This window comes from Roseibium sp. MB-4 (assembly GCF_053005265.1).
In genome coordinates this window covers 2067319-2090916 of record NZ_JBRKQB010000001.1, presented here as the reverse complement: position 1 = coordinate 2090916, position 23598 = coordinate 2067319, and the positions used below count along the sequence as shown (strand labels likewise).

Sequence of the window (23598 nt, the reverse complement as noted above, 5' to 3'; positions counted from 1 at the left end):
TTACAACCGCTATTCGGCGGTCATTGACTTTGTTCGATTGGGTGCATTAGACCTAGCCACATGATGAATTTGAGTTCGCCATGTCAGGACTATTATCCGCAGTTTACATAGCTGCGGGTCATTCATCATTGGTTTTCCGCTGCCCCTGACAGCGGTCACCATAAAAACGACCTTTTGCCGGGCGGCAATTACAAAGGTCGAGATATTGAACACCAAAAGAAGAATTCATCATACGTCACTGGGCATCGTAGGCTTCGGTGCTTTCGGGCAACTTGCTGCGCTTCATCTGGGCGAGCATTTCGAGATATCGGCGTATGATCCATCCCCGAGCCTTGCGAAGGTTGCACAGCAACTCGGGGTGACACTCTCGTCGTTCCATTCAGTGACCCAGGCAGATGTGATCCTAATTGCCGCACCGGTCTCTTCCTTCGAGCAGGTCGTTCGCGAAATCGCTCGTACTTGCAAGCCGGGTGCGCTGATTGTCGATGTTGGCTCGGTCAAAGTAATTCCGTCGGAAATCATGCAGCGGCTGCTACCGAACTGTGTAGAAATCGTAGCCACTCACCCGTTGTTTGGTCCTCAGAGTGCTGAGAAAGGCGTTACAGGGCTGAAAATTGCGGTTTGCCCCATTCGGGGAAAACAACACGTTCGGATGGCGGCGTTTTTACGAAAATCTCTTGGATTGAAAGTCATTGTAACGACACCAGAAGATCACGACCAAGAAGCCGCAGTTGTTCAAGGGCTCACACACCTCATCGCTAAAGTGCTATTGAGAATGGGGCCGTTACCAACGCGCATGACAACAAAGAGCTTCGACTTGTTGTCAGAGGCAATATCCATGGTTCAGTACGATGCACCGGAAGTTTTTGATGCGATTGAGAAGACCAATCCCTACGCTGAGGCCGTGCGACGCCAGTTTTTCGATTTGGCGGCGAGTCTGAATGCCGATTTGGAGGCGGCCTCGACGACAATTTCACGCAACGACACGGGACGTTGATAGAGCAGTAAGGATTCGATGGTTCTTGAGCCAGAGGAACGACCGGTGTGAGACCTAAGCAGACGGGGCCCACCCCTTTTCTTTTCCATAGCGATACATGCTACGAAACAAACGCTTCGCTTAACAACGTGATTTGCAATGATTAGTGCCTTCTAGGAAGCTTTTCATCTGGTAGGCCGCACATTTTCAGAGTGAAACAAATGCCCTTAGACCGAATCCTTCAGAGCATTCGCGCAGTTGCAACCATTTTCGCGCTTGCATTTGCTGTTACCAGTGTAGCCGCGAACACAGACGTAGATTTGTCCGAACGACAGAAAGCCGAATATGACTATGCTTACACCTTAGGGGTTCAGGCGGTGGTCTACGGCTGGGCACCTGTCATGATGGACGTGGCACGTGTACTGCAGACGTCTGTTGACTCACCGACGAACAACGGACAAGCGCCAATCAATCAACTGGGTCCTATTACCCGGCTTTGGGACTACCGTGATCAGTCCTATGCAACACCTAACAACGACACACTTTACATTCAAGGCTGGGCTGATCTGGAAGAAGAACCGCTCGTGTTGTACGTACCCAAGATCGAAGATCGCTACTGGATACAGCAAATTTTGGACATGTATACTGAGTCGGTTGTTGATCTGACTGGTGCAACAGTGGGCGATGGCGATGAATATTTTGTCCTTGCAAAGCGTGGGTACGAAGGACCCATCCCGGACGACCTGTCGGTGTACTATTCGAACACGCGTTACATTTGGCTCGCAGGACGCTTGGGCGTCAGTACCCCTGAGGACCAAGAAGCGGCACGAGAAGTTCAGAAGCTGTTTCGTTTGATGTCCCTTAGTTCATACCCGGACGGCGGTGAACAGCCCGAACCGCTTGTGTCCAACGGTGCGCCCACGGTGTCGTTCCCGTCGGGACTGGATTGGTTCAAACGTCTTGATGATGTTCTTGAGGCAAATCCCTTGCCTGAAGCCGCGGCTATGACAGACCAATTTGCTTTCATAGGCATCGGGTCAGACGACACAGACGTCATTGACTTGTCCAACACGCGGAAATCAGCGCTGAAAGCGGCATTTCAAGATGGCTTTAGCATTGTTGCCGATACGGCCAAGTTCACCGGCACGCCAGTGAACGGTTGGAATTGGGAATACGAAGCCGGACGCTACGGCAACGATTTCCTCTTGCGCTCCGCAGTCAACATGAACTCGGTGGGTCTGAACTCGCCAGAGAGGGCGATGTACCCCAAACGCTTCGTAGATGATCAGGGGCAGCAACTTAATGGCAATAACGCATATGAGATTACGTTTCCTCCCGACATGCCGGTCAGAGGAGACGTAGGCGGCTTCTGGTCTATGACTATGTATGACGACACAGACCGGTTCATGGTGGAGAACGAGATTGATCGCTATAAAATTGGTACCACAACTCAAGGCTTGCAGCGCAACGGCGACGGCTCGTTGACAATTTTCATTTCAAAGGACAGGCCCAACGATGCCAAACGTCTGGCCAATTGGCTACCTGCTCCGGATGGTAATTTCATGCTGCAGATCAGGCTTTACGAGCCGCAGGACAATGTAATTAGTGGAGACTTCGAATTGCCGCAATTAAACAGGGTTGAACCGTAGGATTGATCAATTTCGGAACAACTGCTTTGTCCGCAGAGTAGTGATTTGAATTTGGTTCAAGAACAACCTTTTGCCGTGCATTGTAACCAAGGCCGCGATAGGAGAGGGCTTCAACGAGAAATGAGAGCCTGATGAGCGACGATCAAACCAATTCCGACGTATCTGACATGCCCGCAGCAACCGTCGAGAACGACGCGCTTGCGGAAGCTTACAATCGGGGTTTGAAACTCGAAAAGGCAGGTGACCTCGTCGCAGCGGCCGAGTCCTACCGGGAAGCCTTGGCACTCGATCCGTCCGATCCTGGCGGCGTCAGTATCCGGCTCGCAGCCATGGGCGTGGCGGAGACGCCCGGCAAGATGCCGGATGCCTATGTGGCGACCTTGTTCGATCAACACGCAGATGTCTTTGATGAAATTCTGGTCGATGACCTTGGATATTGTGTCCCGTTGCTACTTCAGGACCTTGTCGGGCGATTGCAGCTGGGACCGTTCGACCGTTTTCTGGATCTTGGCTGCGGCACCGGATTGACTGGTCTCGCGTTCTCCGAGACCGCACAGCATCTAACCGGCGTTGACCTGTCGGAACGGATTGTCGAACTGGCTTATGATCGGGAGGTCTATAATGACCTCTATGTCGGAGAAGCCGTCGAGTTTCTTGAAGAATTTGAGGAAGAAGACGGCAGCCGTCCATCTTGGAACTTTATCGCCGCAACGGATGTGTTTCCCTATCTCGGCGCGATTGAACCCTTTCTGAAAGGCGCGTCCGAGCGGCTGGTAGCGGGCGGGTATCTCGCCTTTTCGACCGAAACCCTGCCGGATGCCATGCTGGACGGTCGGGACTATATGGTCGGGCCGAAGAGCCGGTTTGCTCAAGGCGAAGCTTATGTTCGAAAAAGGCTTGAGGAATTCGGTTTCGACATCCTGGCGATGGACCCGATTACCGTCCGGATGGAGGAAGGGGAGCCGGTTCCGGGCCATCTCGTGATGACCCGGAAACGGTAACAGCGCCGCAAAGAGCGTCGGGCGTTTTGTTTCAGACGCCCAATGCTGCTCTACGCAGCCAAGTCCATGACCAAATGCGGGCGCCCGTCGGACGTCCGGTTGATCGCAACCCCGTTTTCCCGAATGGTGCAGGTGACGCGGCTCCGGTAAGCGGAGAAGCTGTCAAATGTCACCACATCCACAGGGGCGTCAAACTGGATCGTCACCCTGTAGGTCCCGGATTGCGAGGTTTTTGCGAAGCCGAGAATTTCGCCTTCGAAAGACTGGCCAAGATATGTGCCGTTCACCCGGTCCCCCACAGTGAAGGGACGGAAGCCGTTGCTCTGGGTGGCCGCATGCAATGTATTCCAGTCCCGGTAGCCATATTGTTTGGCAACCAGTTCCAGCGATTTGCTATGGCTGATGTCGGCACTGTCAGAATTTGAGATCGCGAGCCGGAGGCGTTTCGCCTGAGACTTCAGATCAGTCAGATTAGGTAAAGTCATTACGCACCCTTCCAAGAAAGGCAGGCATGTTCAGATGGGGTCCGCATTGCCATCGGCCTGCACAACTTAGTCAGGAACGATTGAAGCAGCCAGGCGGCTGCGAAGGTGTTCACCGAGGCTTGTCGCCCGCGGACGGCTGGTCCCTTCAAACCGGACGCACATGTAAGTGGCCAGTTCAAATAAATCAAGAGGGCAAAAAGAAAGCCGCACGCGGCGGCTTCAAGGGAGGGAGGAGTAGAAACTCAGGTACACAACGCTTCACAATCAAATGGCAGGGCAATCACATCTGCCATACCAAAAGGCTATTGGATGAAGCTGGCCTGAAGCTGGTGCATGTCAGGCCAGCATCGTCTCATGCATGGACGAGACGCTTCAACAGTTCGACCTCTTGGGCCAGCGCCGCATCGCCCGCAACCATGCTTTCGATCTTGCGCACCGCATGGAGAACCGTGGTGTGGTCCCGGTTGCCGAACCGGCGTCCGATTTCCGGCAAGGACCGCCCTGTCATGACCTTTGCGATGTACATCGCGATCTGGCGCGGACGGACTAGGGTCCGGGCACGGCAGGAAGACAGCAAGTCGGCCTTTGTAACGCTGAAGTGCTTGCAGACAACGTTTTGAATGTCTTCGACCTTGATGGACCGCGGCTCACCGATCCGGACCAGATCATGCAAGGTCTTTTCAGCAAGCTGCATGGTAACCGGCTGTTTGGTCAGCTGGTTGTGTGCAAACAGGCGGTTCAAGGCGCCTTCCAGATCCCGTGCGGAGGAAATCACATAGCGGGCGATGTAGTCGATCACTTCGTCCGGAACCGTGAAGCCGGGATGGGTCCGGCGCGCCGAGAAGATCCGTTTCTTGAGGATATCGTGACGGAGCGCATAGTCGGTCGCCTGGATCGTGACAACTTCACCGGTCTGGATGCGTTGGCGGACCGTGGTGCCCAAAGTGCTCATTTCGTCCGGAGCCCGGTCCGCCGCCATGATGATCTTCATCGGCGATTCCATGAGCATTTCGAGAGTTTTGCCGAACTCTTCGTGGCCCTGTTTGCCGTGGAGGAACTGCAGATCATCGATCAAAAGCAGATCGATGGACTTCATGGCCTGGCGCAGAACCGGATAGGCCGGTGTGCGCAGGGCCGGTACCAGGTGGTACATGAAGAATTCAGCAGACAAATAGGCCACCCGGCGCCCACCTTTCCGTGCTTCGGTGGCCGCAGCCTGGAGCAGGTGCGTTTTGCCGATGCCGGTGGAAGAGTGGATGTAGAGCAGGCCGAGCGAGCCATCGTGACCGGCCGCCATTTGGCGCACCGCTGCACAGGCGAGGCTATTGGACGTTCCTTCGGCAAAGGTATCGAAGGTCAGTTTCGGGTTCAGCGCGGCGCCGTTCAGGAAATCAGCTGCAGCATCTTCACCCGTGTCCGCTAGGCACGGGATGGACGCAGCCGTGTTGACCGAGCCGAACTGAGGGTTTGTGGCAAATGGGGCGGCCCGGCCGCTAATGCGGCGTGCCTTGATCGGTTTTGGTGCCTGGCTGCCAGCCGGCCGCGGGCGGAGTGCACCGCGAACGGTCAGCTCAACCCGGCTGATGTCGTCATGCTGCCGCTGCCACAGGTTGACCAGCTGCTTTTCGTAATTGCTCAAGATCCAGTTCTTGAGAAACGGTGTCGGGACCGACAAACGAACCGCATCTCCGTTTGTCTCTTCGTGTTTTACCCTGCCGAACCAGTTGGAGAAAATGTCTTCGCCCAGTTCATTTTTCAGTTCCGCCTTCACCCGATCCCAAGGATCGGACACTTGTAGAGTCTGAACCTGCATTGTGGCCTCCATCCAAAGAAACGCATTCGTCGCTTCTTCACGTGCACTGTCCTGCCTGGCTGCGATTGCTCTTGCCGCTGCCTTTTGGCTGTTTTCTGGCCTTAACGGCCGGTTGGCTTATTCTTGCCTATGAACAACGTTAACTATTTGCTTACCATATTTTCAAATAGCTAATTTTTATGGGGTCATAGACGTTTTGTATTGTAATTTTTGTAGATGCCCAGTCTTCGATTCTGTTGTTTAGGGAAGGAGACTTGCCCGTTTACTCGCCGCCGAGCAGAGAGCTAGATCCAGCCCAGTATTCCTCCTTGGTCTGCTATTGGTTTCTGCCGTTGCAAGTTTGGATTTTAGGAAATTTTTAACTATTTCGAAAATTATCCAGGAGTTTTCAAAAGGTAAGCGCGAAAATTGGGAATTCTTTGTATGTGAATTCTGCGATCGCGCTGAGAAATAATGAGAATTTTCCCAAGGTGGCGTGTGCCAAAAAAACGGCCCGAATTCAGGATGGACCCGATTTTTGCTGAAAACTTGCCTTTTCGGCAGTGGATTTGTGGGAAAAACCTGGCCTTAGGAACTTAGGATTGAGGCGAGGCAAACCGTCTTTTGACCACTTGGTCAGAACCAAAAAATTCGTCTAAACAGGCATTTACTTCACAGAGTGAAATTATCGGGTCAGCAATCGCCGCTAAGTCGGTTGGCCTGTGCATCCCCGTTCAGGGCACAAATCGCTGCAATATGGTAATATTGACAATTGCACGCCTCAGCAGGAATTCTCCGCCAATCCGTTTGGCCGACCTTTTGACGCCGTTTACCGAACCGGCAAGTACAGCATTCACTGTTGGAAGTAAAAATAGACATTTACTCCAAATGGGAGTGGGCGCAGCCGATGGATATTGCCAAGTGGCTGATTTTTTACGCAGCAGTTTTGCTTCTTGGTCTCCGCAAGGTACACGGCCTAGGGGAGGCGAGCACCTCCCCATTTTCAGTATGTTTAGAGTACCCGGCCCGGGTTCATGAGGTTTTTCGGATCGAAGGCCGATTTGATCCGGCGCATGAGATCGAGCTCGATCTCTGATTTGACGTCGCGCAGCAGATCCTTCTTCAAACGCCCGATGCCGTGTTCGGCAGAAATGCTGCCGCTGAAATCTGCAACGATGCCGTGGACGATCGCATTCATCTCGTCCCATTGTGCGAGGTAGGCTTCCTTGTCCGCGCCAACCGGCTGGCTGACATTGAAATGGATGTTGCCGTCGCCCAAGTGGCCGAATGGCACCGGCCGGCACCCGGGAACGAATGCTTCGACGGCAGCAATCGCCTCATCGAGGAAGTCGGGAACAGAGGCAACCGGTATAGAGACATCATGCTTGATGGATCCGCCTTCGGCCTTTTGGACTTCCGACATGCCATGGCGAATGTGCCAGAAGTCCTGAACCTGGGTGAGGTTCTGGGCGAAGGCTGCGTCTTCAACCAGCTCGGCTTCAAAAGCTTCGCCCAGAATGCCCTCCATGAGGTCCCTGACCGGGAACACTTCAGAGCCGCTGGACAGCTCCATAAGCACATACCAGGCGTGTTCGCCCTCCAAGGGATCCCGTGCCCCGTCCAGATGATCGAGACAGAATTGCACGCCGACACGCGGCATGATTTCAAAACCGGTGAGCAGCGGTCCCGCCTGCGCCTTGGCCATTGAAAAGACCTTCAACGCGGCATGCGGGTTGGCGAGGCCGATAAACGCAGCTTCCAGTTTCTTCGGCTTGGGAAACAGCTTCAAAGAGGCTGCCGTAATAATCCCCAGGGTGCCCTCTCCACCGATAAACAATTGTTTCAAATCATAACCGGTATTGTCTTTGCGAAGGGTGCGCAGACCGTTCCAAATCTCACCTGTCGGCAGCACAACTTCGAGCCCGAGAACCAGGTCGCGGGTGTTGCCATAAGCCAGCACGGCGGTGCCGCCGGCGTTGGTCGAAATGTTGCCGCCGATCTGACAGGAGCCTTGCGCGCCAAGTGAAAGCGGGAACAGGCGGTCGACTTTTTCAGCCTCGTTTTGCACCGTCTCAAGGATCACGCCGGACTCTACGGTCAGCGTGAAACCGTCCGGATCGACGGCCCGGACTTTGTTCATCCGGGTGAGTGAAAGAACGATTTCGTCCCCGGATTCCTGCGGAATTTGACCGCCGACGAGCCCGGTGTTCCCGCCTTGCGGGACGACCTTCAGATCGTTCTCATAGGCATAGCGCACCACCGCACTGACCTCTTCGGTGGATCCTGGCCGCAGCACCATTGGCGTGACACCTTTATAGAGGTCACGCCACTCTGTGAGGAACGGGGCTTGGTCTTCGGCGGTCGTCAATACGTTGGCTGCGCCGATCATTTCGGCGAAGCGTTCAGCGTGAGGGGAGGGCTCCATAGTCGGGATTCTCGTCCTGTTCCGTGATCAAATTTTGCGGCCAACATAGTGATTGAACCGGCCCCCGTCGACGCTTCATTCCGTCTCGGTCTGACTTGAAGGAGAAAATGCCTTGTGCCATAGGAGGCCAGCCCGCTCGGGTGGTGAATGAAATCCTAATCGGAGAATACGATGGCGGAAACGCGCGGACTGATGAACGGCAAACGTGGCTTGATCATGGGCTTGGCAAACAAGAAGTCAATTGCCTGGGGCATCGCCAAATCGCTTGCCGATGCCGGTGCCGAGCTTGCCCTCACATACCAGGGCGACGCTCTGAAGAAACGCGTGGAGCCGCTTGGGGACGAACTGGGTGCGTTTGTGGCCGGTCATTGTGATGTGACCGACACTCAGTCCATCGACGACGTCTTCAAGGCGCTTGAAGAAAAGTGGGGCAAGATCGACTTTCTGGTTCATGCCGTTGCATTCTCCGACAAGAACGAGCTGACCGGCCGTTTCGTTGATACGACCGCCGATAACTTTGCCCGCACGATGGACATCTCCTGCTACTCGCTGACCGCTGTCACCCAGCGCGCGGAAAAGCTGATGACCGATGGCGGGTCGATCCTCACCATGACCTACTATGGTGCAGAGAAAGTCATGCCGCACTACAACGTCATGGGTGTTGCCAAGGCGGCTCTGGAAACCAGCGTCAAATACCTCGCGATGGATCTCGGACCGCAAAACATTCGCGTCAATGCGATCTCTGCCGGACCGATCAAGACGCTGGCGGCGTCCGGTATCGGCGACTTCCGCTATATCTTGAAGTGGAACGAATACAATTCTCCGCTGCGCCGCTCTGTTACCATTGAGGAAGTCGGCGACAGCGCCCTGTTCCTCTTGTCCGATCTTGGACGAGGTGTCACTGGCGAAGTCCAGCATGTCGATTGCGGCTATAACATCGTCGGCATGAAAGCCGTCGATGCGCCGGATATTTCCGTCGTCAAAGATTGACGCTCAGGCAGTAAGCCGAGGCGGGGCCCCGCCGGGCATATTCCAATTTCAGCGCTCCGGCTTATATCTTGCCGGAGCGTTTCCATATCCGGACATCTTCATGACGATTGTACCTGCGCCCAAAGCCCCTGAATATCTGAAGAAGCTTTTTGATCCCGGATTCCTGATTTTTATCCGCCATGGTCAGACCGACTGGAATGCCGAAGGCCGGATGCAGGGCCAGAAGGACATTCCCTTGAACGCCCACGGCGAAGGCCAAGCGACCAACAATGGCGCGCTTTTGAAGGCGTTTTTGGAGAAAGAGGGGATCGACCCGGATACCCTGGATTTTGTCGCGTCTCCTCTCGGCCGGACCCGGGCGACGATGGAACGTGTGAGGGCGGAAATGGGGCTTGCGCCGGTTACCTACAGGCTCGAAGACCAATTGAAGGAAATCACCTTCGGTAACTGGGAAGGTTTCACGCTTGAAGAGCTGGCCGTAAATGATCCGGATCTCGTTGAGCAACGGCGCTCGGACAAGTGGCGTTTCGTGCCGCCGGGCGGGGAGAGCTATGAGATGCTTGCAGATCGCATCGGACGGTGGCTTGTGACCGTTGACCGTCCTTCGGTCGTAGTGTCCCATGGCGGTGTCTTCCGGGTTCTGCGCGGTCTTCTGGAAGGTGGCTATACGGACAAGGTTCCGAAATACGATGTTCCGCAAGACAAGGTGTTCGTTTGGCGGGACAGCCAGATGACCGCTGTTGAAACAATCTGAGAGCAACCCGGCCACTTACGGGGCCGGTGTCTTGACGCATATGTGAACTGAAAGCGTTCGGTCCGGTCATCGGATGCCGAGCTTCAGTCCGTATGAATCTGTACTCATACGGAGACAAAGACATGTCCGCAGAAGACTTCTATTCCGAGCTTCCTAGCTGCCAAGATTTCAAGTCGGACAACATACGTAACGATTTCATTCCCGTTCCGGAAGACTGGGTCGTCCTGACTGCCGACATCGTTCGATCCCGCGACGCCATTAACGCGGGACGCTATAAGCACGTCAACATGGTCGGTGCGGCCGTCATTGCCGCCGTCCTCAACAAGATTGACCGAGAGCGCGTGCCCTTTGTTTTCGGCGGCGATGGGGCTGTTGTCGTTGTTCCAGAGGCCGACAAAAAACTTGCAGCGGAAGCGATCGCCGGCGTTGTTGCTCTGGCACGAGATGTTGTGGATTTGGAGTTACGGGCTGCATCCATTCCGGTTGCGGACATCCGGAAAAGAGGCGGCGACATCAAAGTCCGCAAATACTGCCTCAGCCCGGGAAATCACCTTGCCATGATCATCGGCGACGGCCTGCTGATCGCGGACAGGATCCTGAAAGATCCTCAGGCCGTAAAGCCCTATGCTTTGGCGGCATCTTCAGATGATCCCGTTTTGAGCGGATTGTCCTGCAGATGGGAGCCGTTGGATGCCCAAAATGGGCATATCGTTTCCGTCATCTTGAAACCGGCAACGGACGAAAGTTTGCCGGAGATTATCGAGGGATTGGCCGGTGGACTCGGTTTCAATCCACTAACGGACGACGAAAAGCTCCGTTTGGCAGAGGGGCCGCGTCTGAAGTTCCGGTTTCCGCCGCGCACCTTGTCGCTGGAAGCCAGTTTTGGTTCGCCGGGCCGCTGGCTGAAAGGCTATCTCATGGGGATCGTGGAGAGCCTGTTCTTCATGTACGGGTACTTCACCGGGCGCCGGGTTGGGCCCTTCGAGCCCAAGAAATATATCAAAGAGCTTAGTCTCAATACCGATCACAGGAAGCTCGGGGACAGTTTGCAGCTTGTTCTCGATCTGACTCCCGATCAGCTGACCGCGGTGAAGACGTATCTGGAAAGCCAATCAAAAGCGGACCAACTGGTTTACGGGCTCCATGTCTCTGACAGTGCCCTGATGACCTGTTTCGTGCAGGATGTGTCCAACAACCAGCACATCCACTTTGTGGACGGGGCCAATGGCGGCCTGTCTTTGGCTGCCATCGATTTCAAGAAGAGGCTCGCAGATCGGGTAGCAGCTTCTCGGATCACCAATTGATCCGCCGATAGAAGCCGCAAGTTTAGCGGCTCACGCGGTTACGGCGTAAATCTTGCCGTCCGCATTCAGGACCGACTGCCGCTGGATCATGTCCAGTATTTGATCTTCCGGTACGGCCTTTGAGACCAAAAAGCCCTGGATGTAATCACAGCCATTTTGTTGCAACCAGAGCCGTTCGCCTTCGGTTTCAACACCTTCCGCCAAAACGCTGATGTCGAGGCTCTTGGCGAGATTGATCAAGGCGCTTGTGAATTTTTGCAGACCCGGATTGGTGTCAACTCCGGTGACAAAGCTGCGGTCGATCTTCACGCGATCCACCTTGAGGTCCCGCAAACTTGAAATGCTGGAATGGCCGGTGCCGAAATCATCGAGTTCAATGAAAAAGCCAAGTTCTGACAGGCGCGCAATGTTGGCTTTGACCGGCATGGCAGCGATCTCGTCGATCATGACAGCTTCAAGGATTTCGAGGTTGAAGTTGGAAGGCTTGAGACCGAGGCTGACGATCTTGGCGTAGATCTCTTCAGCCACATTTTCCTGCTCCAGAAAGCTCGCAGAGACGTTCAGTCCGAGATGAATGCCATGCATGTCCCGGGTTTCGAGCGTCGTTGCCAACGAGAGCACGTTCTCACGAACCGCTGTTTCGATAAGTTCCATGTATCCGGCATCTTCTGCGGCGGGCAGGAAAGCGCCTGGAAAGCGGACCTGATCTCCATCTATCCAACGGGCGAGGGCTTCCGCGCCGATGATCTGTCCGGTGTGGATATCCACCTGAGGCTGATACCAGGGAACAATGTTGCCATGTTCCAGAGCCGAGAGGACTTCCTTGGCGGTCTCCGCGTTGCTCTCGAATATGGCACGCATCATCGGCGAGAAAACTTCGAGCTCTTTCGATCCCTTCTGTTTGGCCGCGCGCAAGGCAAGTGTTGCGTCCGTCAGAATGTTTTCGCTGAGTGCCGTGTTTGCTTTGTGAAAGGAAACCCCAGCGTTAGCATCGATTACCGTTTCCTGGCCTTCCACGACTTTGACCGAGCATATCTTTTTCAAGACTTTCCGGGCGAACGATTCAAAGGCTGCGATGCTGTTGGCGTCCCTGCGGAGTAGGGCGAACTCACTGCCGCCCGTTCGGCACAGGAAGTCTTTTGGGCCCGCGATCGCTGTTAGGTCGCTCGCAATCGCCCGCAAGATCATGTCGCCAGCTTCGTCCCCAAAACGATGATTGATCTTGCGGAACTGGCGGATGTCGAACACGACAAGGCCTGATGTGCCACTTGAGCTGGACGGGCGTACGGTTCGGAGTGCCTCCAGCAGAGCTCTGCGGTTCGGCAGGCCTGTCAATGGATCGTGGAACCCGAGCTTTTCAAACTCCTTTTGCGTCCGGTCCGCCAGTGCCCTGACAAGAACAGCACCGATCCCAAAGGCGATGAAGATCACAGCCGTCGCAACAGCGCCGGCTAAGGAGACTGCCTGAAGTGTGTCCTGCTTTTCTTCGATCAATGCAGCGCGCAAGTAATCCAGGGTTTCTTGCCACAGAGTGTATGTGGCTTCGATCAGCAAAGGCTCCGCAGTGATTACGGGTTCTGCGACGATATCGGTCCCTGTTTCGGCCTGTATCGTCGACGTCAGAAACTTGGCTCCTTGGGTCTGAAAGGCAACGTTCGCCTCGCGGTACTGTCTAGCCATGAGACGCAGGTCATCTGCTGCCGGGCCTACGAGATCGGTGAACAGCAATACGGTGTCACGTGCCGCGCCATCGGCGGCCACCTTGAATTGCCCGCCCTGAACCGGAACCATCATCTTGTCCCAGACGTTGATGGTGTCCTTTGCCGACAGGAGTTCGGCATTCTCGCGCATTTTCGACGTTTCGATAATGACGGAGGGCAGAATTTCAGTCAGCAAATGAGGGAGTTTTGTTGTCTCGTACGGACTGGATGATGAGATCTTGGCAAGGGCTGCGATCGAAAGTGCCAGACTTCTGGCATGTCTCAGCGATTTGGAGACATCTTCTTCCGTCGCAAACTCTGTCAGTTGGGTGTCCAGATAGTCCGCATAATCGGGGCCACCGAAGCGGATAAGCTGGTTGCGGTAGTCGTCTGGGATCTCAAGTGAAGGGATGCCACGCGACTTTTCCTCCGTCAGTGGTCCCAGCGCTTGAAGCAGGCCAACGCCCTTCAAACTGCGGTCAATCGCGCGGACACTTTCGAAATTCCCGTAAAACCAAAGCGAGGCAAAGAGCAGGCTGGGCGCCAGCAAGAAAATGATCAGACCTGTTAGCCAACCACGAATGCGCACGATAGAATCCCGCTGACCTCAACTTGGGAAGGCACGATAAAGATTGGTGTTTAACGATTGGCAAATCCGGTTTTATAAAAACGGGTCTATCGCCGTTTCACACGTATAGGTGATCTGTTTTTGATCAATCAGCGATTTTCTTGTTTTCTGTCATTTTGACATGCGTCGAAATAGAAGACCGCTCCAACGCCTCATGGGCTTGAGCTTCAAGGGCGGATGGCTTATCGCTCGCAGTCTTGGTTCACGCTGCTTTTTGGGAAAGCCACGGATGTCGCACAACAGTTTCGGTCACATGTTTCGGGTCACCACTTGGGGGGAAAGCCACGGACCTGCAATCGGCTGTGTTGTTGATGGCTGTCCGCCGCTCGTTCCGCTGACCGAAGCCGACATTCAGGGCTTCATGGAAAAGCGCAAGCCTGGCCAATCCAAGTACACGACCCAGCGGCGTGAGCCTGATGAAGTGAAGATCCTGTCCGGCGTCATGGTTGATGAAGACGGTGTGCAGAAAACAACTGGCACACCGATTTCGTTGATGGTTGAGAATACCGATCAACGGTCCAAGGATTACTCCGAAATCAAGGATCGGTTCCGCCCGGGCCACGCTGATTTCACCTATGATGCGAAATACGGCATTCGGGATTATCGCGGCGGTGGGCGATCCTCTGCCCGTGAAACGGCAATGCGTGTCGCAGCTGGTGCCGTTGCGCGGAAGGTTCTACAGGGTGTCACGATCCGCGGCGCTCTGGTTCAGATTGGGCCGCATGAACTTGATCGCGGCAATTGGGACTGGGCGGAAGTCAACAACAACCCGTTTTTCTGTCCCGACGCAGCAGCCGCTGCCCAGTGGGCGGAGTATTTGGACGGGGTGCGCAAGGCGGGGTCCTCCGTCGGCGCGGTGATTGAAATCGTGGCGGAAGGTGTCCCTGCTGGTTGGGGCGCGCCGATCTACGGCAAACTGGATACGGACCTGACCGCAGCGATGATGTCCATCAACGCAGTAAAGGGCGTTGAAGTCGGAAACGGCTTTGAGTCCGCGACCTTAACCGGTGAAGAAAACGCCGATGAAATCCGCGTGGATGATGTCGGCCGGCCGGTGTTCCTGACAAATAATGCCGGCGGTGTGCTCGGCGGGATCTCAAACGGTGATCCGCTGGTGGTGCGCTTTGCGGTCAAACCGACCTCGTCCATCCTGACAGAGCGCAAATCGATCACGCGCCAGGGCGAAGAAGTCGACGTGATGACCAAGGGCCGCCACGATCCGTGCGTCGGCATCCGCGCCGTTCCGGTAGGCGAGGCCATGATGGCCTGCGTTTTGGCCGACCACATGATCCGCCACCGTGGCCAGGTCGGCTAAGACTGAACGACCGAAGGTTTAGACAAACTTGAACGTCCGGATGCGGGTCAGAACTTCGTCCGGGTCGCCGACAAGGGTGTGCAGGTTGACGGAAATCAGCTCCCGGCCGTGTTCGCGTTTGCTGCGCTTCCAGTTGCGCATTGTGAACCGCTTCCATAAGGGTGTGTGTTGGCCTTGAGTGACGGCATCTTCCAATGGGCGGGTTAGAAGCACGTTCAGTTTGATCAACTCGATACTGCGCACGCTCGTGCGGGTCAGATCGATCATCCGGATGGCACCCCAGTCGATAAAGCCGATCCGGTCAATAAAAAGTCCATCCTCATTCGCGCCCAACTGTGGGCGCTTTTTCTCAAGCATTGGAAAATGCCAATAGGCGATGACCGCTGGACCAAGCGCTGCAAACAGCAACAGGTACATGCCGGACACGATGCTCACGACTGCGAAGAGACCTGCAAGCAGCATACAGCCATAGACGATGGCCTCGCTGTTCCGTCGGTCGTAGCCGATTGTGAACGGCGCAGGAGCTGGCTTTTCAGATCCCTTGCTCTCGGCTTCCTTGTCGACCACCTGTTCTTTCATTCAGCATTATCCAATCTGTTGACCTCACAAGTCGAGGATCTCTGTTTCGTCGATCTTGATGTCAAACCCCTCCAGCCCAACGTAGTGCCGCTCACGGGAGGCCAGCAGACGAATGGAGCTGACACCCAAATCTTTCAGAATTTGAGCACCCAGTCCGACTTCCCGCCATTGTTCCTGTCTAGCTTGCGCGGAGCTGTGGTCTTCGGTTTCCGCAGCTTCGAAATCCGATCTTGGCCGGGTGGACTGACGGGCAACCCCCACAGATCCCTCGCGCAGATAGACAACAACGCCGCGTCCCCGGTCGGCAAAATGCTTCATGATGGTGTCAAGCGGGCGGGCATCCCCGAACGTATCGTCCAGTACTGATTCCAGCTGCAGGCGAACCGGCACGCTGCGGCCATCCAGAATATCACCATAGACGATGGCAACGTGGTGCATCGGGTCGTAAGGCGTAGAATAAGTCATGGCGTAAGCCGGGCCTGCAATTGTCTCAACCGGCTGCTCGTTGACCCTCTCAACCATGCGTTCTGTGCGCTGGCGCCAGGCGATCAGGTCGGAGACTGACACCATCTTCAGATCATATTCGGCGGCAAATTCGGCAACTTGCGCGCCGCGTTTGACCGTGCCGTCGTCATTGACCAGTTCACTGATCACGCCAACCTGTTCAAGGCCGGCCAGGCGGCACAGATCGACAGCGGCTTCCGTGTGCCCGGAGCGGATCATGACGCCGCCTTCCTTGGCAACCAGTGGGAAGATGTGGCCGGGACGGACAAAATCATCTGCGCCAACATTCGGGTTGGCCAGCGCACGGACGGTGGAGCAACGCTCTTCAGCCGAGATCCCGGTGGTCAGGCCCTGGCGGTAGTCGACCGAAATGGTGAAGGCGGTTGCGAGCGGCGCATCGTTTTCCGCAACCATCGGGTCAAGGCGAAGCCGCCGCGCATGGGCCACCGTCATCGGCGCGCAGATGATCCCGGATGTGTGCCGGACCATGAACGCCATTTGTTCAGGCGTGACTTTGGAGGCGGCGACAATCAGATCGCCTTCGTTTTCGCGGTCGTCATCGTCGGTCACGACCACCATTTCTCCACGTTCGAATGCGCGGATTGCTTCTGCGACACGGGCCTGGGACACGGGATGCTCCTTGGTTGTAGCTAGTCCGAGAAAGTCGTTTGGAGTGACTTCGCCATTCGTGGCGATGGCGATCTTGCGGGCCATATCGCGCGACACCCAGACATTCGGGTCGTTGCACAGGGCGGTAACGGAGGCAGGGGACAGGTTTGCCCGGCGCGCGAAGGCGCTGCGGTTTTCCCCTGTTTGCAAGAGCCAATGATCCAATCTCATAGAGACCGGATATACGCCCTTCGGCTTTCAGTCACAAGACAAGAAGCAGAAAAATTTCAGTAATACTGAAAGGTCAGGTGGTCTTCACGAATTCTGCAGCTCGGGACACAAAGGCGGGCCGCATCCAGCGTTCATCAAGCCCCACATCCGCGCACAGGCTCGCGAGGTCCTCTTTCAGATAAGAGGTATAGTACGGCTCGTGGAACAGCTGCGGAAAAATCGTCAAAAGTCCGTCGTAATCCGGCACATCGCCGGTTTGCAGGCTGTCGACGAATAGAAACGAACCGCGTGGTTTCAGGACCCGGGCCACCTCGCTTAAAACCTGGCGCCGGATTTTCGGGGGCAGTTCGTGAAACAGGAACACGCACGAAACAACATCGAGCGAGTTGTCCGCGAAGGGCAGCTCTTCGGCCATCGCGGTCACATATCTGGCGCGCGGACTTTTGAACCGGTCCCGCGCAACGTTGAGATACGGTTCTGAAAGGTCCAGTCCGATCCCGGACAGGCGCGGAAAGGCATTGAGCGCGGGGCGGAGCAGGCCGCCCGTGCCGCACGCAATGTCGACATAGGCGATCTTGCGCTGGTCCTTGCGTTTCAGGATTTCCGCGAACGGGAGGAGGGCCTTGCGCCGCATGGCGGCTGTTGCCCCGGAAAACAGGACATCAACCTGGAAATCATAAAGCCGTGCACTGTCTTCCGACAGCCAGCCATCTGTCTGGAAATGGAAGTTCTGGCGGTAATAACGTGGAAGCGCATCGGCAAAGGCCGGGCCGTCCTGGTTGACTTCCTGATGGGTGTTTTCGGCCCGCCGCCGCGCCACTTTGGGCACGTCCTTGAAAAAGGCCTGGCTGGTCTGCAACAGCTCCCTTGGGCTCAGGGTGCCGTCTGAAGGCATCGGATAGATGCCATCTTCAACCGCCTTCATGTCCTCGGCAAATAACCTGACGATGTCGGCGAGCATGCGCCGTTGGCTTGGGACTGGGCCTTCCGGGGTGACTTTCGGCGTTTCGGGCAGGTCCTTTTGAAGCCGCAGGTTCATGCGGCGCATGGCTTCTGAGTGTAACGTGTAGAGCGCGACACGACTGCCCTGGTGGGCCGCATAGCGGAGCCTGCGGGCAACTTTGGCAATCGGGGGCGGTGACCGGCGCAAGCCCTCTTTGTCAGACACATCCTGATCCGTCACCGCAGCCATGGCTCACTCCCGTTTTAAAACTGCCACCGCCTCAATATGGGGCGAGAAGTGGAACTGGTCTACCGGGGTGACAGAGTGAAGCGCATAGCCGCCGTCGATCAGGATCCTCAAGTCCCGGGCCAGCGTTGCCGGATTGCAGGAGACGGCGACGATCGTCTTCACTTTCGATTTGGCCAGCATCTCGGCCTGAGCTTGAGCGCCGGCACGCGGCGGGTCGAAAACAACAGCGGCCAATGGCTCCAGCTCTTCCGGCACCAGCGGGCGGCGGAAAAGATCCCGCTTTTCGAAGGTCACCTTCTTCAAGCCCTGCGGCTTGCGCAAGGACCGGTCGAGCGCGGCAATCGCGGCCGGGTCGCCCTCAACCGCATGGACGTTGGCTGCGCGGGCAAGCCTGAGTGCAAAGGTGCCGACACCGGAAAACAGATCGGCCACGGTCTTGGCCTTGCCAACACCTGCGGCAACAAGTTCTGAGAGCGCCTCTTCAGCGGCATGTGTTGCCTGCGTAAAGCCGCCCGGTGGCGGGACGAGGCCGGTGCCGCCCATGTCGAGCAAGGGCGGGCGTACTTCCAGAAGGACTTCGCCGTTCACACTGAGGCGCGCCAGATCCAGTTCCACGGTCTTCTGGCTCAAAGCCGGGATCTTGCGGTCATAGGTCTTGTCGGCCTTGTCAAAGGCGACATCCAGACCGGAGGTGGTGCTGAGCACGGTTATCCGGAGGTCGCCCTTCTTCGGAACCAGTTCGGCTGCCAGGGACTTCAGACCCTTGAGCGCGCCGGTAATAGTTGGGTCGAGCACCGGGCATTCAGAAATATCGACCAGCTTGTGGCTGGCTTTTTCATGATAGCCGAGAAGAACAGCCCGCCCGGCCCGGGTCGCCGTAAAGACCGCCCGCCGCCGTCCGCCTTGGGTCGCTGCGATGGTCTGCGCCACTTCTGCGTCTATGCCCTGGGTTTTGAGCGCCTTTTCAACAAGGCTCCGTTTCCACGACAGATAGGTCGCTTCGGTCAGGTGCTGCACCGAACAGCCGCCACAGGCCGCGTAATGCCGGCACACCGGCTCAATACGGTCCGGCGATTGGGTCAGATACGTTGGTTTCAGCGCTCGGCCATTCTGGACCTTCGCCTCAACAGTCTCGCCCGGCAGGCCTCCGGCCACATAAACAGGCCCGGTATCGGTGATGGCAATGCCATCTCCCCGATGGCCCAGCTCGGTGATTTCTAGTCGCGTCTCAGTCATGGCCGAGCGATACAGGCGAACGCAGGTCGGGGCAAGCGATAGGTCGGCTTTAGGGCGCTTTCTTCCCGTAAAGCAGCCATTCGGCGTTGCCGTCGCCGCCTTTGACCGGAGAGGGGATCAAGTCCCCTGCGGTCCAACCGGACACGGTTCCAAGCCAGTTTTGGAGTTGTTTGGCTGTTGCCTCGGCAATCTCCGGATCCACCAGCCCGCCTTTGCCGATGTTGTCCTTGCCCGCTTCAAACTGCGGCTTCACTAGAAAAATTCCGTCCGCCCCCGGCGCTGCTAGATTGAGAGCAGGAGGGAGAGCGAGTTTAAGGGAAATGAAGCTGACATCGGAGACCAGAAATTCCGGCTGATCGCCGGTGAGGTGCTCAAGGGTCAGCTCGCGCGCATTCAATCCGTCTTGTGCCAAAACTCTGGGATCGCTGCGCAGGCTGTCGTGCAGTTGGTCATGCCCGACGTCTATGGCATGGACTTTTGTTGCCCCGTTTTGCAGGAGAACCTGTGTGAAGCCGCCGGTCGACGCGCCGATATCAAGGCAAATCTTGTCTACCGCCGAAACATCAAAGGCGCGCAGCCCCTCAATCAGTTTCAGTGCAGCGCGGGAGACGTAGGCTGCCGCCGGATCTTCCACGGCAATAACAACATCTGCGGCGACTTTTTGAGCTGGTTTGCCACAGACCGCGCCGTTCACCGAAACCGTGCCGCGCAAGATCGCATCCCGGGCACGGGCTCGGGAGGGAAAGTGACCGGTGTCGACAAGGTGCTGATCAAGACGCTGTTTGGACATCAGAACGGGCTAATCAGAAAGGAAGGGGGCGGTGGGTTGTCAAAAACACCCGGCAATTGTGGAGATGAGACGGTCGACATAGACCCGCTCGCCTGCGTAGAGCCACAGCATTGCGGACAACGCGACAAGGCTTGTCGCGCCAAGCGCCAGTCCGAAATAAAGTGACGTTTGCATTCCGCCCTTATCCTTTCATCCAAACTATCCGACGCAATCCTGTCGCAATTCGTCAGGACGACGCCGGGGCATTTTCGATCAGCCGCTTGAGTTTGGCCAGTGCTGTTTCTTCCACTTCGCCATAAGCAATGGTGCCGACGAACTTGTTGTCTGCATTCATCAGATAGACGGCCGCGGAATGGTCCATCGTATAGTCGCCGTCGTCAAGCGGAACCCGCTTTGCATAGACCCGATAGGCCTTCAGCATTGAATCGATGTTCTCGCGGGACCCGGTCAGGGCCAGGATGCGGTCATCGAATGCACCGACATAATCGCGCATAACGTCTGGAGTATCCCGCTCCGGATCAACGCTGACAAAGGCGTAGTTGAGTTTGTCTGCATCCGGGCCCAGAGCTTCGATCCAGCCCTGCAGTTCCGACAAGGTGGTGGGGCACACGTCCGGGCAATAAGTGAAACCGAAGAACATGACTGTCGGTTTTCCGGCCAGCGTCTGGTCGGTCACGGTTTCGCCGTTGCCACTGACCAGTTCGAACGGGCCACCAATGGCAGCCAGTGGCTCGATCAAGGCCCCGGAATTGTTGCTGGAAGTGGTTTGCAGATAGACAAGCGCGCCGGCCACGCAGGCAAGGACGGCAACTGCCGCCCAAGCCACGTACCGGAAGAGTTTCAAACCTGACATGGTTGGCTCTCCCTGGGTCCTTTGGTGTTAGTTGGTCTTGCTGTGGTCGTGACCACTGTGATCATCGCTACTGTGGTCATGGCCACTGTGATCCATTTTGCCGTGGTCCATGGCTTTCGCGCCCATCTTGGCGACCGGCAGTTCGACGGCGACATCACCAGCTTTTTCGAACGTCAAAACGACTGGAACGGACGTGCCCTCTTCAAACGACTGGTTCAGCCCCATGAACATGATGTGCAAGCCGCCCGGCTTCAAGGACACAGTTTCGCCAGCCGGGATCTCAATGCCGTTTTCCATCTCGCGCATTTTCATCACGCCGTCGGTGACGGCCATTTCATGCAACTCGACTTTCTTGGAGACATCGGAGCTGGCCGCGACAAGGCGATCAGCCTCTGTTCCTGTGTTCACGATTTCGATAAAGCCACCGCCTGCCTTGGCTTTCGGAGGTGTTGCCCGGGTCCAGGCGTTCGACAGCTCAAGAGAGCCGGCAGAATAATCGGCTGCTATGGCTGTCATAGAGACGAGCGAAAGTGCAGCTGCGGCTGCAACGGAAGTCCAGAGTTTCATTTGTGAATTCCTCGTGTTCTGTAGGTTTGGTTCGGGTCAGACACGAAGAACAGGCGGTGCACGGATTGGCCCGCTTTTGCCGATGGAAAGATGAGGTGCGCGTTGCGCGTGGTGGGGCGTGTTGAGGCCTATCGGATCATTGGCCGACAAGCGCTCAATCTGCGCCGGAGCAAGGCACGGGCCAGCTGCACAGCCATGCGGACAGCTCGTTGCGCAGGTGCAGGTGATCGGGTCATGCGCACCTTGGGTGGAAGGGTCAAGATCTGTTGTGAGGCAGAGGCTCGCCAGCCCGTCACCAGCAATCGAGCCGGTGGGTGCGAGGGCAGTGCCGAGTGTGATCAGGATCAGCCGGACGGCAAACGCAAGCCCAGTGAGCGCCACCAGTGGTGTCCGCTCTTGCCGCAAGATCCTGAGTGTGCTCATGCGCCATTCCATGGGGCGGCTATAAGCTGATTGCGGACTTCTGTCGAGCGGCGAAACAGCGCAGAAGTTCGATTGTCCGCTCAAAAGGCCTCCAACACGTCAGGTTTTGTCTGCCGGCTTTGCTGGTGCCTCTGACAAAGTCTCGGAAGGGTTGCCTTCTGGGGCACCGTCCTTGAGTGATGTGTCAGTGCCACTTGTATCATCGGCGGAACCAACCTCGGTCTCGTCTTTTTCCGGATCGCCAGAAGCTTCGGTATCGAAGTTGTAGATGTCATCTTCATAAGCCGGGAACTCTTCCGGCGGGATGACATACTCTTCGTCTTCGGCGTTCAGCTCTTCGGTCGAAATAACGGTGCCGACCTGCGCCGTTGCAGCGTACTCGAAGTCTGTCTTTTCTTCGGCTGTCAGCGCTTCGCGGGTCAGGACGCGGGTGAAGATGAATGCGGCCATTAAGACATTGAACGCGATCACCATCACGTAGAGACCGGACGGGCCCATCTGGCCCATCAAGACTGAGGCGACCAGAGGTCCGACGATCGAGCCGATCCCAAAGGACAGAAGCATGCCGGATGAGGTTTCAACGAAGTCTTCCTGCGCTGCGTGGTCAAACGCGTGCGCCACGGCAATCGCGTAGAGCGGCTGCGAGAACATGCCGACGAGAACAGCCGTGCCGGCAGCAATCAGGAACGCGTTCGGTGAGAAGACAACGATCGCTGTCGAGGCCGCCGCGGTCGCAAGTCCCAGAATGATGATCACGAGACGCCGGTCCATCCGGTCGGACAAACGGCCGACCGGCCATTGGGCAATCAGACCGCCACCGATGATCGCGGCCGCATAGAACGCGGACTGGTTGGTGCTCAATCCGATCTGAGATCCATAGAGCGGCGTCAGCGTCAAAAGTGCGCCTTGAGAAATGCCGATGAAAAACACCCCGACAAAGGCAGCCGGTGAGTTCTTGTAGAGCTGAACCGGTCGGAACCGGACAAGTGTGATCGGCGCAGGTTGTGCAGAGGTCGTCAACGAGACCGGCATGACCGCCAGGCTGACCGTGACTGAGGCAATCACGAACGGAATGAAAGACGCAATGCTCATCGTTGCGATGGACACCTGGCCAAGCATCAGCGCGCCGAATAGGATCACGATGTAAACGGACATGATCGTGCCGCGGTTTTCGTTGGTGGCGCTCTCGTTCAGCCAGCTCTCGACGATCATGTAAAAACCGGCGAGACAAAAACCCGAGACGATACGGATCACGACCCAGAAGACCGGATCCACGACGACGGGATGGAGGATGGCAGCCGCTGACATCATGGAAACGAGCGCGGCGAAGGCCCGGATATGGCCAGCCCGCATAATCAAGAGCGGAGCGCCGAAGCATCCGATGACCATTCCCACAAAGTAAGCGGACGAGATCGCACCAATCTCGAAATCTGAGAAATAGAATCGGTCCGCAGCGAGCGGCAGCAGCGTTGTCTGCAGGCCGTGGCCAAAAATGAGCAGAGCAACCGACAACAAGAGTGCGGAAACCGAGAGTAGCGTCTGTGCCATGGCAGCCTCCTGAGCGTTTCGTTCAGCGTCCGGAACGTTCAAATCGG

General features: G+C 56.4%; 21 protein-coding genes. 7 read left to right on the top strand and 14 right to left on the bottom strand.

Annotation, left to right across the window (positions count from 1 at the left end; genetic code table 11):
* The first annotated feature begins 205 nt into the window (after positions 1-205).
* The 3 genes from ACVDG4_RS09650 (at position 206) to ACVDG4_RS09640 (ending at position 3626) form a co-directional block, all read left to right on the top strand.
* Entirely contained in the window at positions 206-997 is a 792-nt protein-coding gene (locus tag ACVDG4_RS09650) for a prephenate dehydrogenase/arogenate dehydrogenase family protein (RefSeq protein ID WP_447234888.1), read from the top strand.
* Between the two features lie 200 nt (positions 998-1197).
* Positions 1198-2625 carry a DUF1254 domain-containing protein gene (locus ACVDG4_RS09645; protein WP_447235104.1) on the top strand — a complete coding sequence of 476 codons (1428 nt, stop codon included), beginning with the start codon at positions 1198-1200 and terminating at the stop codon, positions 2623-2625.
* Between the two features lie 131 nt (positions 2626-2756).
* Positions 2757-3626, top strand: coding sequence for a class I SAM-dependent methyltransferase (locus ACVDG4_RS09640; protein ID WP_447234887.1), 870 nt, complete (start codon positions 2757-2759; stop codon positions 3624-3626).
* A gap of 50 nt (positions 3627-3676) precedes the next feature.
* On the opposite strand, the gene ACVDG4_RS09635 is transcribed toward ACVDG4_RS09640, so the two are convergent.
* The 3 genes from ACVDG4_RS09635 to ACVDG4_RS09625 all read right to left on the bottom strand — a co-directional run bounded on the left by ACVDG4_RS09635 (position 3677) and on the right by ACVDG4_RS09625 (position 8328).
* A complete protein-coding gene (locus ACVDG4_RS09635; protein WP_133948170.1) occupies positions 3677-4111 on the bottom strand; it encodes a glyoxalase superfamily protein in 435 nt (144 codons plus the stop codon).
* Between the two features lie 352 nt (positions 4112-4463).
* Entirely contained in the window at positions 4464-5924 is a 1461-nt protein-coding gene (dnaA, locus tag ACVDG4_RS09630) for a chromosomal replication initiator protein DnaA (RefSeq protein ID WP_209172815.1), read from the bottom strand.
* Between the two features lie 991 nt (positions 5925-6915).
* Positions 6916-8328: an FAD-binding oxidoreductase gene (locus ACVDG4_RS09625; RefSeq protein WP_447234886.1), complete on the bottom strand. Its 1413-nt coding sequence runs from the start codon at positions 8326-8328 to the stop codon at positions 6916-6918.
* A gap of 171 nt (positions 8329-8499) precedes the next feature.
* Between ACVDG4_RS09625 and fabI the strand changes: the two genes are divergently transcribed.
* From fabI to ACVDG4_RS09610, 3 genes are all read left to right on the top strand, one after another.
* Positions 8500-9318 carry an enoyl-ACP reductase FabI gene (gene fabI, locus ACVDG4_RS09620; protein ID WP_428527893.1) on the top strand — a complete coding sequence of 273 codons (819 nt, stop codon included), beginning with the start codon at positions 8500-8502 and terminating at the stop codon, positions 9316-9318.
* 100 nt (positions 9319-9418) lie between these two features.
* Positions 9419-10072 (top strand): histidine phosphatase family protein, encoded by a 654-nt coding sequence (locus tag ACVDG4_RS09615; RefSeq protein WP_447234885.1) that lies wholly within the window; start codon positions 9419-9421, stop codon positions 10070-10072.
* 122 nt (positions 10073-10194) lie between these two features.
* Positions 10195-11376 (top strand): DUF3095 family protein, encoded by a 1182-nt coding sequence (locus tag ACVDG4_RS09610; protein WP_447234884.1) that lies wholly within the window; start codon positions 10195-10197, stop codon positions 11374-11376.
* Between the two features lie 30 nt (positions 11377-11406).
* On the opposite strand, the gene ACVDG4_RS09605 is transcribed toward ACVDG4_RS09610, so the two are convergent.
* Positions 11407-13665, bottom strand: coding sequence for a putative bifunctional diguanylate cyclase/phosphodiesterase (locus ACVDG4_RS09605; protein WP_447234883.1), 2259 nt, complete (start codon positions 13663-13665; stop codon positions 11407-11409).
* Positions 13666-13933: 268 nt separating this feature from the next.
* Here ACVDG4_RS09605 and aroC point away from each other — a divergent pair, with 268 nt between their 5' ends.
* A complete protein-coding gene (aroC, locus tag ACVDG4_RS09600) occupies positions 13934-15019 on the top strand; it encodes a chorismate synthase (RefSeq protein ID WP_447234882.1) in 1086 nt (361 codons plus the stop codon).
* Positions 15020-15037: 18 nt separating this feature from the next.
* Here aroC and ACVDG4_RS09595 read toward each other — a convergent pair whose 3' ends face one another.
* From ACVDG4_RS09595 to ACVDG4_RS09550, 10 genes are all read right to left on the bottom strand, one after another.
* On the bottom strand, positions 15038-15598 hold the full coding sequence (locus tag ACVDG4_RS09595; protein WP_306149557.1) for a hypothetical protein: 561 nt from the start codon (positions 15596-15598) through the stop codon (positions 15038-15040).
* A gap of 24 nt (positions 15599-15622) precedes the next feature.
* Positions 15623-16942, bottom strand: a complete 1320-nt coding sequence (gene ribB / locus ACVDG4_RS09590; protein WP_447234881.1) for a 3,4-dihydroxy-2-butanone-4-phosphate synthase — start codon at positions 16940-16942, stop codon at positions 15623-15625.
* A 73-nt stretch (positions 16943-17015) separates the two neighbouring features.
* Positions 17016-18134: a class I SAM-dependent methyltransferase gene (locus ACVDG4_RS09585; RefSeq protein WP_447234880.1), complete on the bottom strand. Its 1119-nt coding sequence runs from the start codon at positions 18132-18134 to the stop codon at positions 17016-17018.
* 3 nt (positions 18135-18137) lie between these two features.
* On the bottom strand, positions 18138-19370 hold the full coding sequence (locus tag ACVDG4_RS09580; protein WP_447234879.1) for a class I SAM-dependent RNA methyltransferase: 1233 nt from the start codon (positions 19368-19370) through the stop codon (positions 18138-18140).
* 49 nt (positions 19371-19419) lie between these two features.
* Complete coding sequence (locus tag ACVDG4_RS09575) at positions 19420-20160, bottom strand: TlyA family RNA methyltransferase (RefSeq protein ID WP_447234878.1); 741 nt, start codon at positions 20158-20160, stop codon at positions 19420-19422.
* Between the two features lie 39 nt (positions 20161-20199).
* Positions 20200-20334: a hypothetical protein gene (locus tag ACVDG4_RS09570; RefSeq protein WP_447234877.1), complete on the bottom strand. Its 135-nt coding sequence runs from the start codon at positions 20332-20334 to the stop codon at positions 20200-20202.
* 52 nt (positions 20335-20386) lie between these two features.
* Positions 20387-21013, bottom strand: coding sequence for an SCO family protein (locus tag ACVDG4_RS09565; RefSeq protein ID WP_286189729.1), 627 nt, complete (start codon positions 21011-21013; stop codon positions 20387-20389).
* Between the two features lie 27 nt (positions 21014-21040).
* The gene (locus tag ACVDG4_RS09560; RefSeq protein ID WP_306149552.1) at positions 21041-21580 is read right to left on the bottom strand and encodes a copper chaperone PCu(A)C; all 540 of its coding nucleotides are present in this window, start codon (positions 21578-21580) and stop codon (positions 21041-21043) included.
* Between the two features lie 36 nt (positions 21581-21616).
* Complete coding sequence (locus ACVDG4_RS09555; RefSeq protein ID WP_306149551.1) at positions 21617-22003, bottom strand: hypothetical protein; 387 nt, start codon at positions 22001-22003, stop codon at positions 21617-21619.
* 99 nt (positions 22004-22102) lie between these two features.
* Entirely contained in the window at positions 22103-23551 is a 1449-nt protein-coding gene (locus ACVDG4_RS09550) for an MFS transporter (protein WP_447234876.1), read from the bottom strand.
* Between the last annotated feature and the right edge of the window lie 47 nt (positions 23552-23598).

Excerpts from the sequence above, each read along its gene's own strand:
- ACVDG4_RS09615 (WP_447234885.1), top strand. The coding sequence starts at position 9,419 with ATGACGATTGTACCTGCGCCCAAAGCCCCTGAATATCTGAAGAAGCTT.
- ACVDG4_RS09575 (WP_447234878.1), bottom strand. The coding sequence starts at position 20,160 with ATGTCCAAACAGCGTCTTGATCAGCACCTTGTCGACACCGGTCACTTT.
- ACVDG4_RS09625 (WP_447234886.1), bottom strand. The coding sequence starts at position 8,328 with ATGGAGCCCTCCCCTCACGCTGAACGCTTCGCCGAAATGATCGGCGCA.
- ACVDG4_RS09580 (WP_447234879.1), bottom strand. The coding sequence starts at position 19,370 with ATGACTGAGACGCGACTAGAAATCACCGAGCTGGGCCATCGGGGAGAT.
- aroC (WP_447234882.1), top strand. The coding sequence starts at position 13,934 with ATGTCGCACAACAGTTTCGGTCACATGTTTCGGGTCACCACTTGGGGG.
- dnaA (WP_209172815.1), bottom strand. The coding sequence starts at position 5,924 with ATGCAGGTTCAGACTCTACAAGTGTCCGATCCTTGGGATCGGGTGAAG.
- ACVDG4_RS09560 (WP_306149552.1), bottom strand. The coding sequence starts at position 21,580 with ATGAAACTCTGGACTTCCGTTGCAGCCGCAGCTGCACTTTCGCTCGTC.
- ribB (WP_447234881.1), bottom strand. The coding sequence starts at position 16,942 with ATGAGATTGGATCATTGGCTCTTGCAAACAGGGGAAAACCGCAGCGCC.
- ACVDG4_RS09585 (WP_447234880.1), bottom strand. The coding sequence starts at position 18,134 with ATGGCTGCGGTGACGGATCAGGATGTGTCTGACAAAGAGGGCTTGCGC.
- ACVDG4_RS09570 (WP_447234877.1), bottom strand. The coding sequence starts at position 20,334 with ATGCAAACGTCACTTTATTTCGGACTGGCGCTTGGCGCGACAAGCCTT.
- ACVDG4_RS09565 (WP_286189729.1), bottom strand. The coding sequence starts at position 21,013 with ATGTCAGGTTTGAAACTCTTCCGGTACGTGGCTTGGGCGGCAGTTGCC.
- ACVDG4_RS09595 (WP_306149557.1), bottom strand. The coding sequence starts at position 15,598 with ATGAAAGAACAGGTGGTCGACAAGGAAGCCGAGAGCAAGGGATCTGAA.
- ACVDG4_RS09635 (WP_133948170.1), bottom strand. The coding sequence starts at position 4,111 with ATGACTTTACCTAATCTGACTGATCTGAAGTCTCAGGCGAAACGCCTC.
- ACVDG4_RS09555 (WP_306149551.1), bottom strand. The coding sequence starts at position 22,003 with ATGAGCACACTCAGGATCTTGCGGCAAGAGCGGACACCACTGGTGGCG.
- ACVDG4_RS09640 (WP_447234887.1), top strand. The coding sequence starts at position 2,757 with ATGAGCGACGATCAAACCAATTCCGACGTATCTGACATGCCCGCAGCA.
- fabI (WP_428527893.1), top strand. The coding sequence starts at position 8,500 with ATGGCGGAAACGCGCGGACTGATGAACGGCAAACGTGGCTTGATCATG.
- ACVDG4_RS09610 (WP_447234884.1), top strand. The coding sequence starts at position 10,195 with ATGTCCGCAGAAGACTTCTATTCCGAGCTTCCTAGCTGCCAAGATTTC.
- ACVDG4_RS09550 (WP_447234876.1), bottom strand. The coding sequence starts at position 23,551 with ATGGCACAGACGCTACTCTCGGTTTCCGCACTCTTGTTGTCGGTTGCT.
- ACVDG4_RS09645 (WP_447235104.1), top strand. The coding sequence starts at position 1,198 with ATGCCCTTAGACCGAATCCTTCAGAGCATTCGCGCAGTTGCAACCATT.